Annotated in this window: 15 protein-coding genes; 11 read left to right on the top strand and 4 right to left on the bottom strand. The window is 70.4% G+C overall.

The features are described 5' to 3' along the window. Window positions 1–77: 77 nt before the first annotated feature. Window positions 78–569, bottom strand: a complete 492-nt coding sequence (locus HRJ34_RS19685; RefSeq protein WP_012048924.1) for an SspB family protein — start codon at window positions 567–569, stop codon at window positions 78–80. Window positions 570–708: 139 nt separating this feature from the next. On the opposite strand from HRJ34_RS19685, the gene hisB reads away from it, so the two are divergent. From hisB to hisF, 4 genes are all read left to right on the top strand, one after another. Then, entirely contained in the window at window positions 709–1,296 is a 588-nt protein-coding gene (gene hisB, locus HRJ34_RS19680; protein WP_012048925.1) for an imidazoleglycerol-phosphate dehydratase HisB, read from the top strand. Between the two features lies 1 nt (window position 1,297). Next, window positions 1,298–1,924 (top strand): imidazole glycerol phosphate synthase subunit HisH, encoded by a 627-nt coding sequence (gene hisH, locus HRJ34_RS19675; RefSeq protein ID WP_012048926.1) that lies wholly within the window; start codon window positions 1,298–1,300, stop codon window positions 1,922–1,924. Between the two features lie 168 nt (window positions 1,925–2,092). After that, window positions 2,093–2,824: a 1-(5-phosphoribosyl)-5-[(5-phosphoribosylamino)methylideneamino]imidazole-4-carboxamide isomerase gene (gene hisA, locus HRJ34_RS19670; RefSeq protein ID WP_029995486.1), complete on the top strand. Its 732-nt coding sequence runs from the start codon at window positions 2,093–2,095 to the stop codon at window positions 2,822–2,824. Then, window positions 2,821–3,585: an imidazole glycerol phosphate synthase subunit HisF gene (hisF, locus tag HRJ34_RS19665; RefSeq protein ID WP_012048928.1), complete on the top strand. Its 765-nt coding sequence runs from the start codon at window positions 2,821–2,823 to the stop codon at window positions 3,583–3,585. The genes hisA and hisF overlap by 4 nt, the downstream gene beginning before the upstream one ends. 154 nt (window positions 3,586–3,739) lie before the next feature. Here the strand turns inward: hisF and HRJ34_RS19660 are convergent, their stop codons facing one another. From HRJ34_RS19660 to pgi, 3 genes are all read right to left on the bottom strand, one after another. Next, window positions 3,740–4,876: a glycosyltransferase family protein gene (locus tag HRJ34_RS19660; protein ID WP_208632170.1), complete on the bottom strand. Its 1,137-nt coding sequence runs from the start codon at window positions 4,874–4,876 to the stop codon at window positions 3,740–3,742. 27 nt (window positions 4,877–4,903) lie between these two features. Then, window positions 4,904–6,250, bottom strand: a complete 1,347-nt coding sequence (gene gorA / locus HRJ34_RS19655; RefSeq protein WP_208632169.1) for a glutathione-disulfide reductase — start codon at window positions 6,248–6,250, stop codon at window positions 4,904–4,906. 197 nt (window positions 6,251–6,447) lie between these two features. Then, on the bottom strand, window positions 6,448–7,950 hold the full coding sequence (gene pgi / locus HRJ34_RS19650; protein WP_012048931.1) for a glucose-6-phosphate isomerase: 1,503 nt from the start codon (window positions 7,948–7,950) through the stop codon (window positions 6,448–6,450). A gap of 173 nt (window positions 7,951–8,123) precedes the next feature. On the opposite strand from pgi, the gene HRJ34_RS29500 reads away from it, so the two are divergent. The 7 genes from HRJ34_RS29500 to HRJ34_RS19615 all read left to right on the top strand — a co-directional run bounded on the left by HRJ34_RS29500 (window position 8,124) and on the right by HRJ34_RS19615 (window position 14,931). Continuing rightward, entirely contained in the window at window positions 8,124–9,149 is a 1,026-nt protein-coding gene (locus tag HRJ34_RS29500; RefSeq protein ID WP_030090160.1) for a cache domain-containing protein, read from the top strand. Window positions 9,150–9,227: 78 nt separating this feature from the next. After that, window positions 9,228–9,881 carry a phosphoribosylanthranilate isomerase gene (locus tag HRJ34_RS19640; RefSeq protein WP_012048933.1) on the top strand — a complete coding sequence of 218 codons (654 nt, stop codon included), beginning with the start codon at window positions 9,228–9,230 and terminating at the stop codon, window positions 9,879–9,881. Next, window positions 9,878–11,107: a tryptophan synthase subunit beta gene (trpB, locus tag HRJ34_RS19635; protein WP_030090162.1), complete on the top strand. Its 1,230-nt coding sequence runs from the start codon at window positions 9,878–9,880 to the stop codon at window positions 11,105–11,107. Before HRJ34_RS19640 ends, trpB begins: the two co-directional genes overlap by 4 nt. 127 nt (window positions 11,108–11,234) lie before the next feature. After that, entirely contained in the window at window positions 11,235–12,050 is an 816-nt protein-coding gene (gene trpA, locus HRJ34_RS19630) for a tryptophan synthase subunit alpha (protein ID WP_208632168.1), read from the top strand. Then, window positions 12,047–12,901 (top strand): acetyl-CoA carboxylase, carboxyltransferase subunit beta, encoded by an 855-nt coding sequence (accD, locus tag HRJ34_RS19625; protein WP_012048936.1) that lies wholly within the window; start codon window positions 12,047–12,049, stop codon window positions 12,899–12,901. The genes trpA and accD overlap by 4 nt, the downstream gene beginning before the upstream one ends. Window positions 12,902–13,009: 108 nt before the next feature. Next, window positions 13,010–14,335 carry a bifunctional folylpolyglutamate synthase/dihydrofolate synthase gene (locus HRJ34_RS19620; protein ID WP_208632167.1) on the top strand — a complete coding sequence of 442 codons (1,326 nt, stop codon included), beginning with the start codon at window positions 13,010–13,012 and terminating at the stop codon, window positions 14,333–14,335. A 158-nt stretch (window positions 14,336–14,493) separates the two neighbouring features. Then, window positions 14,494–14,931, top strand: coding sequence for a DUF6628 family protein (locus HRJ34_RS19615; protein WP_012048938.1), 438 nt, complete (start codon window positions 14,494–14,496; stop codon window positions 14,929–14,931). Window positions 14,932–15,061: the final 130 nt, after the last annotated feature.

The following is a 15,061-nucleotide window of genomic DNA, read 5'->3' as shown; positions in this document are numbered from 1 at the left end:
TTCTTCCCCGCCGGGCACCGAAGGCAATGGGATTCCAGCTTTCGCTGGAATGACGGCCAAAGGAGGCGCCGCCGCCCCTACTTCTTGCGCGTGAAGTCGACCGAGACGACGTTCGACCCGTCCTCGACCGGCGCGGGCGGGGGCGAGGGGGCGTCGTTGCCGGCGAAGCTGTGGCCGGTGTCCTCGATCGCGTCGTCGGCCTGCGCCTGGAACTGGAGCGCGAAGTTGACCGCCGGATCGACGAAGCCGGTGACCGCCGCGAACGGGATCACCAGCCGGGCCGGAACCTGGTTGAACGACAGGCCGACCTCGAAGCCGTCGGGGCGCACCTTCAGGTCCCAGAAGCGGTTCTGGATGACGATCGTCATCTCGTCGGGGAAGCGCTCCGCCAGATGCTTCGGGATGTCGACGCCCTGGCCCTGGGTCTTGAAGGTGATGTAGAAATGATGGTCGCCGGGCAGTCCGCCCGCCTTCTCGACCTCGCCGAGCACCCGGCCGACCACGGCGCGAAGCGCCTCCTGGACGATCTCGTCATAGGGAATCAGGCTGTCGGGCGCTTGGTCGCTCATGGCGCTTTGGTGAACGCTCGACCCCGCCGGGTCAAGTCGTGCGTTGCAGCGCGGCGCAACCTCGCTATAGCGGCGCCGACCCGTGTGTGGGTTTTGCCACAGGTGCACGGGACAGGCCATAGGGAATCAGGGGGCCGCCATGCGGACCGCATCGATCACGCGCAACACCAGCGAGACCGCGATCGCGGTCGAACTCAACCTCGACGGCACCGGCGCCTACAGCGTCGCGACCGGCATCGGCTTCCTCGACCATATGCTCGAGCAGCTGTCGCGCCATTCGCTGATCGACCTGACCGTGAAGATCGACGGCGATCTCCATATCGACCAGCACCACACCACCGAGGACAGCGGCATCGCGATCGGCGAGGCGCTGGCCAAGGCGCTCGGCGACAAGAAGGGGATCACCCGCTACGGCCATGCCTATGCGCCGATGGACGAGACGCTGACCCGCGTCGCGCTCGACATATCGGGGCGGCCCTGGACGGTGTGGAAGGTCGACCTGAAGGGCCCGCGCCTCGGCGAATGGGACACCGAGCTGATCGAGCACTGGTTCCAGAGCTTCGCGCAGGCGGCCGGGATCACCCTGCATGTCGAGAATCTCTACGGCACCAACCAGCATCACATCGTCGAGAGCTGCTACAAGGGCCTCGCCCGCGCGCTGCGCACGGCGGTGGAGATCGATCCGCGCAAGGCCGATTCGATCCCGTCGACCAAGGGGATGCTCTGAGGTGCCAGCGGAAGCGGCGGCGACCATCGCGCTGATCGACTATGGCGCGGGCAATCTGCGCTCGGTCGAGAATGCGCTGAAGGCGGCCGGCGGCGCGCCGACCGTCACCGCCGATCCCGATATCGTCGCCCGCGCCGACCGGATCGTGCTGCCCGGCGTCGGCGCCTTCGCCGCCTGCATGGGCGGGCTGACCGCGATCCCCGGCATGGTCGCGGCGATGGAGACGGCGGTGATGGAGCGCGGCGCGCCCTTCCTCGGCGTCTGCGTCGGCATGCAGCTCCTCGCCGATGCGGGGCACGAGCATGGCCGTACCCCCGGGCTCGGCTGGATCGGCGGCGACGTGCGGCTGATGACGCCCGCGCCCGGCTGCAAGGTGCCGCACATGGGCTGGAACGACGTGGTGCCGGCCGGCGATCACCCGCTGATCGTGCCCGGCGAGGCCTATTATCTGCACAGCTACGTCTTCGACGTCGCCGACCCGGCCGAGCGGCTCGCCACCACCGACCATGGCGGCCCGATCACCGCCGCCGTCGGCCGCGACAATATCGTCGGCGTCCAGTTCCATCCCGAGAAGAGCCAGGCCTATGGGCTGGCGCTGCTGGCACGGTTCCTGGAGTGGAAGCCGTGAGGGCTTTCCTCGTCATGCCGGCCCCTCGGCTGCCTGCAAGGCAGGCGCTCGGGATAAACTTCAGCCAAGGGCTGAAGGCCGGCATCTCGGGAGACTCCAGCCGCGACCTCGTCTCCCCATCTCCTGAGATCCCGGCCTCCGCCGGGATGACGCAATAGGGTTCCACGCGTGAGCATCATCGTCTTTCCCGCGATCGACCTGAAGGGCGGCCAGGTCGTCCGCCTCGCCGAGGGCGACATGGACCGCGCCACCGTCTATGGCGACGACCCCGCCGACCAGGCGCGCCGCTTCGCCGAGGCGGGGGCCGAATGGCTCCACGTCGTCGACCTCGACGGCGCCTTCGCCGGCCGCGCGGTCAATGCCGAGGCGGTCGAGGCGATCATCAGGGCCTTCCCCGGCAAGGTCGAGCTGGGCGGCGGCATCCGCGACCGCGCCGGGATCGACCGCTGGCTGGCGCTCGGCGTCGAGCGGGTGATCATCGGCACCGCCGCGCTGCAGAATCCCGATCTCGTCAGGGAAGCCGCGAAGGAGCTGCCGGGCCGGATCGTCGTCGGCGTCGACGCGCGCGACGGCTTTGTCGCGACGCATGGCTGGGCCGAGGTGTCGACCGTCGGCATCACCGACCTCGCCGACCGCTTCGCCGACGCCGGGGTCGCCTCGCTGCTGTTCACCGACGTCGGCCGCGACGGGCTGCTCAAGGGCTGCAACGTCGAGGCGACCGTCGCCCTCGCCCGCCACGCCAGCATCCCGGTGATCGCCAGCGGCGGCGTCGCGAGCATCGCCGACATCGCGGCGCTGGTCCCGCATGCCGGGGATGGCATCGAGGGCGTGATCACCGGCCGCGCGCTCTACGACGGCCGGCTCGACCTTGCCGAGGCGCTCCGGGTGGCGCGCGGATGACCGTCCGGGTCCGCGTCATCCCCTGCCTCGACGTCGCCGGCGGGCGGGTCGTCAAGGGCGTCAACTTCGTCGACCTCGCCGATGCCGGCGATCCGGTCGAGCAGGCGCGGGTCTATGACGCGGCGGGGGCGGACGAGCTCTGCTTCCTCGACATCACCGCCAGCCATGAGGGGCGCGGCACCATCCTCGACGTCGTCGCGCGGACGGCGGCGGTCTGCTTCATGCCGCTGACCGTCGGCGGCGGGGTGCGCAGCGCCGACGACGCTCGCGCGCTGTTGCTCGCCGGCGCGGACAAGGTCGCGGTCAACTCCGCGGCGGTGGCGCGGCCGGAGCTTTGCGCCGAAATGGCCGAGCGCTTCGGCGCGCAATGCGTCGTCGGCGCGGTCGACGCGCGCGCTGTCGGCCCCGGCAAATGGGAAATCTACACCCATGGCGGCCGCAAGCCGACCGGCATCGACGCGGTCGAGCATGCCAAGCGGCTCGCGTCGCTCGGCGCCGGGGAAATCCTGCTGACCTCGATGGACCGGGACGGCACCCGCGACGGCTACGACCTGGCGCTCACCCGCGCGATTTCCGACGCGGTGCCGGTGCCGGTGATCGCCAGCGGCGGAGTCGGCAATCTCGGCCATCTCGTCGAAGGGGTGACCAGGGGCGGCGCCAGCGCGGTGCTCGCCGCGTCGATCTTCCACTTCGGCCAGCACAGCGTCGCCGAGGCGCATGCCGCGCTCCGGGCGGCGGGGCTGCCGGTCCGAAACGGATAATTCCTCCCCGGCAAAGCCGGGGAGGGGGACCGCCGAAGGCGGTGGAGGGGTTTCTCACCTCTTAGCCGGCGCGATCCCCAAGGGCGGAAACCCCTCCACCAGCTTCGCTGGTCCCCCTCCCCATCGCGATGCGATGGGGAGGAATGAAAATCGCTCAGTCGACGAGCCCGCCCGGCGCCATCGCCCGCAATCGCTGCTGGAGGGTCGCGACCTCAAGGGTCAGCATCTCGCGCTCGACATGGCCTTTCCGGACGTGCCAGGCGAGCATCCGTTCCTGGGGGATGAACGCGGTCTCGATCAGGCGGCGGCGCTTCTCGGCATTGTCCACCAGCGGCGGATCGAGCAGCCGGTCGAGATAGGGCGGCTGGCGGAAGCGATCGAGCCAGGCCTGGCGCGGTTCTCGGGCGAAGGCGACGCCCTTGGCATAGGAACCGACGATCTCGGCCGCGATCTCCGCCCCCGACAGCCTGCGTCCGCAGCAGCGGCCGGAGAAATTGTAGCGGGCCGCCGCGTCGAGATTGTCCGCGTCGAGATAGCCGGGCCCGCCGAAATGGTCGTAGACATAGACGGGGACGTGGCTCGCCAGCGCATAGGGCACGGTCTTGCCGATCGACACGACGAGGTCGGCCCCGGCGATCATCGCGGGCGTGACCAGCGTGACCCGGCCGCCGCCTTCGCCGACATGGTCGACCGCGATGCCGGGCCGCAGCCGTGCGATCGCGTCGGCCAGCGCCGGATCGAGATGGTTGCTGACCACGAGTATGCGGCGCGGGGTCGCCGGCTTCGCGGCGAACGGCCGGAAGAAGCCGTCGGGCGCGGCATTGTGGAAGACGGTGGTCGGGGCATCATGGCCGATCCGGGCGAGATGCTCCGCGGTCAGCGCCGAATTGGCGAGGACATGATCGACCAGGATCCGGTCGTGCAGCCAGCCGCCGCTTTCCAGATAGGACCGGCGCGACAGCCGGCCGGCGACGATCCGGGTCGCCGCCCGTTCGTCGGCGGCATGACGATAATCGAACAGGCCCAGCACCTGATGCTGGACATAGGCCATGTCGTAGGCGAACGGCCGGACCCGGTTCGGATCGGTGACCACCGGGGCGCCGGTCGCCGCCATGATCAGCTCGGCCATCGGCGCCGCCGCCCAGTTGGCGAAGACGGTGATGGCGCATCCCCTGGCGGCGAAGTGCCGCGCGGTTTCGAGGACCACGACCTCGGACCCGGCGAGCTGCCGCAGATGGTTGGTCGCGATCAGCAGGCGACGCGGCTCGCCCGGCGAAAGTCCTTCGCTCATCCCGACAGTGCCCCCCCTTGTCGGCGTTTATTTCATCAGCACCAGTTCCTCGGCCATCGAGGGATGCAGCGCCACCGTCTGGTCGAACTGCGCCTTGGTCAGCCCGGCCTTCACCGCGATCGCGGCGGCCTGGAGAATCTCGGGCGCATCGGGGCTGATCATGTGGATGCCGAGCACCACGTCGGTCTCGGGATGGACCACCAGCTTGTAGAGCGAGCGTTCGGTGCGGCCGGCCAGCACGTTGCGCATCGCCCGGAAGTCCGAGGTGAAGACCTTGACCGTGCCGAACTGCTCGCGCGCCTGGCGCTCGGTCAGGCCGACGCCGGCCATCGGCGGGTTGCTGAACACCGCGCTCGGGATCGCGCCATAGTCGACACGGTGCGGCTTCTCGCCGAACACGGTGTCGGCGAAGGCCTGCCCCTCGCGGATCGCGACCGGCGTGAGCTGGACCCGGTCGGTGACGTCGCCGACCGCATAGATCGACGGCACCGACGACCGGTTGTCCTCGTCGACGACGATCGCGCCCTTGTCGTTCAGCTCGACGCCGACCGCCTCCAGGCCGAGGCCGCCGGCCTTCGGGCTGCGGCCGATCGCGAACAGCAGCAGGTCGGTGTCGCACCGCTCATGGTCCTTGAAATGGACGCAGAGCGAGCCGTCCTCACGCTTCTCGATCCTCTCGAAACTGGCGTTGAAGATGAACTCGATCCCCTTCTGGGTCGAGATCTGGAACAGCCGGTCGCGAATCTGCTCGTCATAGCCGCGCAATATCTGGTCCGAGCGGTTGACCACCGTCACCTTGCTGCCGAGCGCATGGAAGATGCCGGCGAACTCGTTGGCGATATAGCCCGCCCCGGCGATCACCACCCGCCTGGGCAGCTCGTCGATGTAGAAGACCTCGTTCGAGGTGATGCCATGCTCGGCGCCCGGCACGTCGGGCACCACCGGCCAGGCGCCGGTCGCGATCAGGATGAACCTGGCGCTGACCGTCCGGCCGCCCGCCAGCGTCACGGCGTTGGGGCCGGAGACCGTCGCGCGCTCGTGGAAGAGCTCGACCTTGTTGTTGTCGAGCGTGTTCGTATAGAGCCCCTCGAGCCGGTCGACGTCGGCATTGACGTTGTCGCGCAGCGTCTTCCAGTCGAACCTGATATCGCCCAGCTCCCAGCCGTAGCGCGCCGCGTCGTGCAGATCCTCGGCGAAGTGCGATCCATAGACGAGCATCTTCTTCGGCACGCAGCCGCGGATCACGCAGGTCCCGCCGACCCGATGCTCCTCCGCCACCGCCACCCGCGCGCCATAGGCGGCGGCGACGCGCGCCGCGCGCACCCCGCCCGAACCGGCGCCGATCACGAACAGGTCATAGTCGAACTCGGCCATCGGCCCGTATTCCTCCGCTTGAGATGCGGCCGATATGGCGGTTGCCGCGCGCGGGCGCAAACCGATCCTGCCGATGACAGTGATCGATCCGGCCCCCGTCATCCCAGCGAAAGCCGGGATCTCACTGTCTTTCCGCACGACGAAGGAAGAAGGAAGGGAGATCCGGGCTTTCGCCGGGATGACGAAGCTCGTCTCTGCTACCCCAGCGCGCGGGCGATCAGGGCGCGGGTCGAGGGGTCGAAGCGGTCGGTGCCCTCGCTCTCGATCGACCTGGCGATCTCCTTGCCCAGTTCGACGCCGAACTGGTCGAACGGGTTGATCCCCAGCAGCACCGCATTGGCGAAGGTGCGATGCTCGTAGAAGGCGATCAGCGCGCCGAGCCGGCCGGGGTCGAGCCGGTCGAGCAGGATCGTCGTCGACGGCCGGTCGCCGGGATAGGCGCGCGCCGGATCGCCATTGTCGCGGCCCGCCATCAGCGCCGCCCCCTGCGCGAAGCAGTTGACCAGCAGGGTGCGGTGGTGCGCGTCGTCGAGGACATGGTCGGGCTCGATCGCCGCGACGAACTCGACCGGCACCAGCCGCGTCCCCTGGTGGAGGAGCTGGAACACCGCATGCTGCGCATCGGTGCCGACCCCGCCCCAGGTGATCGCCGCGGTCGGGCCGTCGACCGGCGATCCGTCGGCCTTCACCCCCTTGCCGTTCGATTCCATCTCGAGCTGCTGGAGATAGGAAGGCAGCAGCCGCAGCCGTTCGTCATAGGCGAAGACGGCGCGCGTCTCGGCGCCGCGCAGCACCGAATAATATTGGTCGACGAAGGCGGCGAGCAGCGGGATGTTGGCGCTGGGCGGCGCCAGCCGGAAATGGCGGTCCATCGCCGCAGCCCCCTCCAGCAGCTCCTCGAACGCGTCCCAGCCGAGCGCGAGCGCAACCGGGAAGCCGATCGACGACCACAGCGAATAGCGCCCGCCGACGCTTTCGGAGAAGGGCAGGATACGGGTCTCGTCGATTCCCCATTCGACCGCCTTCTCGGGCGCGGCGGTCAGCGCGATCACGCGCGAATAGGGGTCCTCGACATTGTCCTCCTCCATCCAGGCGAGCACCGAGCGGGCGTTGAGCATCGTCTCGGTGGTGGTGAAGGTCTTCGACGCGACGACGAGCAGCGTCGCCTGCGGATCGAAGCGGCGGAACACCGCGTCGAGCGCGGCGCCGTCGACGTTCGAGACGACCGCGACCTCGTAGCGGCCGGCGTCGCGGCCGAGCGCGTCGACCAGCAGGTCCGGGCCGAGCGCCGATCCGCCGATGCCGACATGGAGGATGTGGCGGATCGGGCCGAACACCTCGGCCTCGATCGCGTCGATCATGCCGCGCATCCGGGCATGGAAGCCGCGCGCGCGGGCGACGCTGTCGGGCGCGCCCTGGCCGCGTTCGGCGGGATGCTCGGCGGCGCGGTCCTCGGTGACGTTGACGGCCGCCCCCGCGAACAGCGCGTCGCGCCGCGCCGCGAAGCCGCTCGCCTCGGCCAGCGCGGCGAAGCGGTCGATCAGCGCCGCCGACAGGTGCGTCTTGGAGAAGTCGAACAGGATGCCGGCCTCTTCCATCGACAGCCGCGACAGCCGGTCGGGCTCGTTGGTGAACAGCTCGGTCAGGCTGGTCGCCGGGGTGTCGCGAAGGGCGTTCCAGGCGGCTTTGGCCTCCGTCATCGATCGATTCTCCATATTGCAGCGCGGCGAACGGCGGATTCCAGCCGGAATCTCCGCTCCCACTTACCGATTATTCACCATTTCCACCCACATGTTCCACCGAAAGAGCAGCCAATTGCCATCAGCATGATGCGGAGGGTGCCGCAAACGAGGTCGAATCGGGGGGACCCCGCATGCAGGACGATATATTGCGCCTGGCCTATGAGGTCTCGCGCGTCACGGAAGAAAAGGTCGATCGCATCGACCGGGTGATGAAGCAGACCGGAATGCTGGCGATCAACGCCCGGCTGGAGGCCGCTCGCGCCGGCGAGGCGGGCCGCGCCTTCTCGGTGGTGGCGCAGGAGCTCGGCGCGCTCGCCAGCGCGATCTCGGGGATCGGCGGGGAGCTGCGCTCGGCGATCGCCTCCAACATCGCCTCGCTGCGCACCGCGGGCAGCCAGATGCTGATCGACTTCAAGGGCACCCGCCACACCGACCTCGCCCGCTCGGCGGTCGAGATCATCGACCGCAACCTCTACGAACGCTCGTGCGACGTGCGCTGGTGGGCGACCGACAGCTCGGTGACGCAGGTGCTGGAGGACCCGACCCGCGCCACCGTCGCCCACGCCACCGAGAGGCTGGCGACGATCCTGCGCTCCTACACCGTCTATCTCGACCTGTGGATCGCCGACCGGAGCGGCCGGGTGATCGCGACCGGACGCCCCGACCGCTATCCCGACGCGATCGGCCAGGACGTCTCGCACGAGGACTGGTTCCGCGCCGCGATGACCACCCGGACCGGCGACGAATTCCGGGTCTGCGACATCGCCACCAACCCGACCCTCGGCGACGCCCAGGTCGCGACCTATTCGACCGCGGTCCGCGCCGGCGGCCACAGCCGTGGCACCGCGATCGGCGCGCTCGGCATCTTCTTCGACTGGGCGCCGCAGGCGGCGGCGGTGCTCGACGGCATCGGCCTGTCGCCGGCCGAGCGCGCGACCGCGCGGCTGATGCTGCTCGACGCCGGCCATCGCATCATCGCCGCGTCGGACGGACAGGGCATCTGCACCGGCCATTATCCGCTCCAGACCGACCGGCGCGAGAGCGGCTATTACAGCCAGGGCGGCAAGCTGGTCGCCTTCGCGCTGACCCCCGGCTACGAGACCTATCGCGGCCTCGGCTGGCTCGGCTGCATCGAGAGCGACCTGGTCGAGGAGTGACCCCGCTCCCCGTCATCCCGACGATTCTGGGGACAGGCGCCGTCGACGAAGGTTGACGCGGCGCCCCGAGGGGCCGACATGCGCGCCATGCAGCGCGTGACCGCCAAGATCTGCGGGCTTTCGACACCGGACGCGGTGGATGCCGCCGTGCGCCACGGCGCCAGCCATGCCGGCTTCGTCTTCTTCCCGAAAAGCCCGCGCCACGTCACCTTCGAACAGGCGGCGTCGCTGACCATGCGGCTGCCGCGCCATGTCGGCCGGGTCGGCGTGTTCGTCGATCCCGAAGAGGCGGTGGTCGACCAGGCGATCCGCATCGGCGGGATCGACACGGTCCAGCTCCACGGCCACGAGCCGCCCGAGCGGCTCGCCGCGCTCGCCGCGCGCCATCCCGGCGTCGCGGTCTGGAAGGCCGTGCCGGTCCGCACCCGCGCCGATCTCGACGCCGCCGCGCGCTACCGCCCGGTCGCCGACCTGATCCTCTACGACGCCAAGACGCCCGAGGGCACCCTGCCCGGCGGCATGGGACTGCGCTTCGACTGGGCGCTGCTCGACGGCTTCCGCCACCCGCAGCGCTGGGCGCTGTCGGGCGGGATCGACGCCGACAACGTCGCCGACGCGGCGGGCCGCACCGGCGCCCGGCTGATCGACATCTCCTCGGGCGTCGAAAGCGCGCCGGGCATCAAGGCGGTGGACAAGATCGCCGCCTTCCTCCAACGGGTCGCGACATTATGAACGCCCCAAATACCAGCCCGCGTCCCAACACGCTGAGGAACGGTCCCGACGAGCAGGGCCAGTTCGGCCAGTTCGGCGGCCGCTACGTCAGCGAGACGCTGATGCCGCTGATCCTCGACCTCGAACGCGAATATCGCGCGGCGCAGGCCGACCCCGCCTTCCGGGCCGAGCTCGACGACCTGATGCGCCATTATGTCGGCCGGCCGAGCCCGCTCTATTATGCCGAGCGGCTGACCGAGCATCTCGGCGGCGCGAAGATCTACCTGAAGCGCGAGGAGCTGAACCACACCGGCGCGCACAAGATCAACAACTGCATCGGCCAGATCCTGCTCGCCCGCCGCATGGGCAAGACCCGGATCATCGCCGAGACCGGCGCCGGCCAGCACGGCGTCGCCACCGCCACCGTCGCGGCGCGCTTCGGCCTGCCCTGCACCATCTTCATGGGCGCGGTCGACGTCGCGCGGCAGCAGCCCAACGTGTTCCGCATGAAGCTGCTCGGCGCCGAGGTGAACGCCGTCACCTCGGGCGCGCAGACCCTCAAGGACGCGATGAACGAGGCGCTGCGCGACTGGGTCGCGAACGTCCACGACACCTTCTACATCATCGGCACCGCCGCCGGCCCCCATCCCTATCCCGAGCTGGTCCGCGACTTCCAGTCGGTGATCGGCCACGAGGCGCGCGCGCAGATCCTGGAGGCCGAGGGGCGCCTGCCCGACATGCTGATCGCGGCGGTCGGCGGCGGCTCCAACGCGATCGGCCTGTTCCACCCCTTCCTCGACGACGCCGGAGTGCGGATGATCGGGGTCGAGGCGGCGGGCGAAGGGCTCGACACCGACAAGCATGCCGCCAGCCTCGCCGGCGGGTCGCCCGGCGTGCTCCACGGCAACCGCACCTATCTGCTCCAGGACGATGACGGCCAGATCACCGAGGCGCACTCGATCTCGGCCGGGCTCGACTATCCGGGGATCGGCCCCGAGCATAGCTGGCTGCACGAGATCGGCCGCGCCGAATATCACCCCGTCACCGACGCCGAGGCGCTCGCCAGCTTCCAGCGGCTCGCCCGGCTGGAAGGGATCATCCCCGCGCTCGAATCGGCGCACGCGCTGGCGGCGGTCGAGAAGCTCGCGCCGACGATGGGCAAGGACCAGCTGATCGTCCTCAACCTGTCGGGCCGCGGCGACAAGGACATCTTCACCGTCGCCGCCGCGCTGGGGGTCGAGATATGAGGCATCTTCTTCTTTCCCCCCTCCCTTTCAAGGGAGGGCCGGGGTGGTCGCGAGCGAAGCGAGCGTCCTCGGCATTGACCGCACGACTCCCCCACTCCCGGCCCCTCCCTGAAGGGGAGTGGGAGCTGTGACCCGCCTCGCCGAGACCTTCGCCCGCACCCGCGCCGAGGGGCGGGCCGCGCTCGTCACCTTCGTCACCGGCGGCGATCCGACCCCCGGCGACATGGGACCGATCCTCGACGCGCTGGTCGCGGGCGGCGCCGACGTGATCGAGCTGGGCATGCCCTTCACCGATCCGATGGCCGACGGCCCGGCGATCCAGCGCGCCAACCTCCGCGCGCTCGGCGCGGGGACGACCACCGCCGATCTGCTGGCGATCGCCGCCGCCTTCCGCCAGCGCCACCCCTCGGTGCCGCTGGTGCTGATGGGCTATGCCAATCCGATGGTCCGGCGCGGCCCCGAATGGTTCGCCGCCGAGGCCGCCAGGGCCGGGGTCGACGGGGTGATCTGCGTCGACATCCCGCCCGAGCAGGACGGCGCGCTCGGCCCGGCGCTGCGCGCGGCCGGGGTCGCCCCGATCCGCCTCGCCACCCCGACCACCGACGCCGCGCGGCTGCCGGCGGTGCTGGAGGGCGCGTCGGGCTTCCTCTATTATGTCTCGGTGGCGGGGATCACCGGCATGCAGCAGGCCGGACAGGCCAGCATCGAGGCGGCGGTCGCGCGCTTCAAGGCGGCGACCGACCTGCCGGTCGCGGTCGGCTTCGGCGTGCGCGGGCCCGAGCAGGCCGAGGCGATCGGCCGCGTCGCCGACGGCGTCGTCGTCGGTTCGGCGATCGTCGACCTGATCGGCGAACATGCCGCCGCCGCCGCGGGCCCGGTCCGCGATTTCACCGCCACCCTCAGCGCGGCGCTGCGCCGCGCCGCCCAGGAGAAGGCCGCATGAGCTGGCTCGACAGCGTCCGCAAGAAGATCCCGTTCATCGCCAAGCGCGAGAGCCCGGACAATCTCTGGCACAAATGCCCGTCGTGCCAGCAGATGATCTTCGCCAAGGAATATGAGGAGAATCTGTCGGTCTGCCCGAAATGCGGCCATCACGGCCGGATCGGCCCCGACGCGCGCTTCGACCAGCTGTTCGACGGCGGCGTCTACACGCTGCTGCCCGCCCCGCAGGTGCGCGAGGACCCGCTCAAGTTCCGCGATTCGAAGCGCTACACCGACCGCATGAAGGAAGCGCGCGCCAAGACCGGCGAGCAGGACGCGCTGATCAACGCGCGCGGCACGATCGAGGGTTTCAAGGCGGTCGTCGGCGTGCAGGACTTCGCCTTCATGGGCGGGTCGATGGGCCTCGCGGTGGGCGCCGCCTTCGTCGCGGGCGTCCAGGCGGCGATCGCCGACCAGTGCCCTTACGTCATCTTCACCGCGGCGGGCGGCGCGCGCATGCAGGAGGGCATCCTCTCGCTGATGCAGATGCCCCGGACCACCGTCGCGATCGCCCAGCTCCGCGAGGCCGGCCTGCCCTATATCGTCGTGATGACCGATCCGACGACGGGCGGCGTCACCGCCTCCTACGCGATGCTCGGCGACATCCAGATCGCCGAGCCGGGCGCGCTGATCGGCTTCGCCGGCCAGCGCGTGATCGAGCAGACGATCCGCGAGAAGCTGCCCGAGGGCTTCCAGCGCGCCGAATATCTGCTCGAGCACGGCATGCTCGACATGGTCGTCAAGCGCCACGACCTGCGCGCCGAGCTGGCGCGGCTGATCGACTATCTCTGCCCGGGGAAGAAGGCGGCGTGAAGCTCCTTTCCCCCCTCCCTCTCAAGGGGAGGGGCAGGGGTGGTGCGAGCGACGAAGTCGCGAGCCTGCAGCCTCCCCACTCGGCCTCCCTGAAGGGGAGTGGGAGTAATGCCCGACCACGCCGTCTCCACCGATCCCGCCGTCCAGGCGCAGCTCGACCGGCTGTGGCGGCTGTCGCCGGGCGCCGACATCCTCGGGCTCGACCGGATCGCGCGGCTGTGCGATCGGCTCGGCAATCCCGAACGCGCGCTGCCGCCGGTGTTCCACGTCGCCGGCACCAACGGCAAGGGATCGACCTGCGCCTATCTGCGCGCCGCGATCGAGGCGGCGGGGATGAGCGCGCACGTCTTCACCAGCCCGCACCTGATCCGCTTCAACGAGCGCATCCGCATCGCGGGATCGCTGATCGAGGACGCCGCGCTCGCCGCGCTGCTCGCCGAGGTGCTCGACATCTCCGAAGGGATCGGCGCGAGCTTCTTCGAGGTGACGACCGCCGCCGCCTTCCTCGCCTTCAGCCGCACCCCCGCCGACGCCTGCATCGTCGAGGTCGGGCTGGGCGGCCGGCTCGACGCGACCAACGTCATCGCCGATCCGCTGGTCTGCGGCATCGCCCAGCTCGGCCTCGACCATCAGAGCTTCCTCGGCGACACGATCGAGGCGATCGCGGCGGAGAAGGCCGGCATCGCCAAGCCGGGCGTGCCGATCCTGACGCTCCATTATCCCGCCACCGTCGCCAACGAGATCGGCCGCGCGATCCGCGAGGCGGGCGCCGAGTGGCACGTCAAGGGCGGCTCGTGGGACGCCGCCGCCTATCAGGGCCGGCTCCATTATCGCGACGCGCAGGGCAAGCTCGACCTGCCGCTGCCCGGGCTCGCCGGCCAGCACCAGGCGATGAACGCCGCTCTGGCGGTGGCGATGCTGCGCCACCAGGACGCGATCGCGATCCCCGCCTCGGCGCTGCGCGCGGCGATGGGCTGGGCCGACTGGCCGGCGCGGCTCCAGCACCTGCGCGGCGGCGCGCTGCTCGACCGGCTGCCGCCCGGATCGGACCTGTGGATCGACGGCGGCCACAACCCCTCGGCGGGGCGGGTGATCGGCGATTTCCTGCGCGGCCATGTCGCGCCCGAGCGGCCGCTCCACATCGTCCTCGGCCTGCTCGCCAACAAGGACGCCGGCGGCTTCCTGGCCGCGATGGGCCGGGTGCCGGCGCATTTCCACATGGTGCCGGTGCCGGGCCACGAGCACCACGCCCCCGCGACCCTCGCCGACACCGCCCGCCTCGCCGGCTTCGCCGCCGACGCCGCGACCGGCTTCGAGGAAGCCCTCGCGACGATCACGGCCGACGCCGGCGACGTCCCGCCGATGGTGCTGATCGGCGGCTCGCTCTACCTCGCGGGCAAGGCGCTGGAAGCGAACGGGACGGTGATCGACTGAGGCCCCCCATCGTCATGCCGGCGGAGGCCGGCATCTCGGGCGGCTCCAGCCTCGATCTCGTCTCCTCTCCTCCCGTCAGTCGCAGCGCAGCATTTTATTGCGATTGACTCGCAATATCAGACATGCTCTTTTCCCCTTGCCGAGAGGGAGAGAAGTGCATGTCCGAAGGAACCGCCGCATCGACCGCCAGCCTGCTGCCCCATGGCGCGCCCGACGACAGCGGCGCGCTGCTGTTCCTGCAGACGGTGCGCCGGATGGGCGTGGGCGGGCTGGGCGACGCCTATGCGGTCAGCCTGCTGATCGGCGCGTTCGGCCTGTCCTTCCGCCGGCCGCTGGTGCTGTCGCGCGCGCTGATGGCGGAACTGGCGCGCGCCTCGCAGCGCTCGATCATGATCGCGCCGTCCTGCTGCTGCCGCATGACGCTGGCGGAATCGGTCCTGCTCGGCGCGGTCGCGACGGCGCGCGAGCAGCCGGTGGCGGCGCACCAGCGGCTCTGCCAGCTCTGCGGGGTCGACCGGGCGCTGGGCATATTGTCGAGCGCGCAGGCGGTGGCGCAGGCCTTCGCCGATCTCGGCCGGCCGATCGAGGCCGCCTGACCCTTCACCGACCCGGAAGCGGCTCGCCCGGACAGGGTCGCGGCCTCCCTTCGCCCCCATAGGGGGACGGCGATATCGGATGCGATAGCGCCGCCGGGACGGCGCGCGTGCGCATGACCGACCGCCGGGA

It is taken from the genome of Rhizorhabdus wittichii (assembly GCF_017607425.1).
In the GTDB taxonomy this organism is placed as follows: Bacteria; Pseudomonadota; Alphaproteobacteria; order Sphingomonadales; family Sphingomonadaceae; genus Rhizorhabdus; species Rhizorhabdus wittichii.
This window is presented reverse-complemented; position numbering and strand designations above follow the sequence as displayed.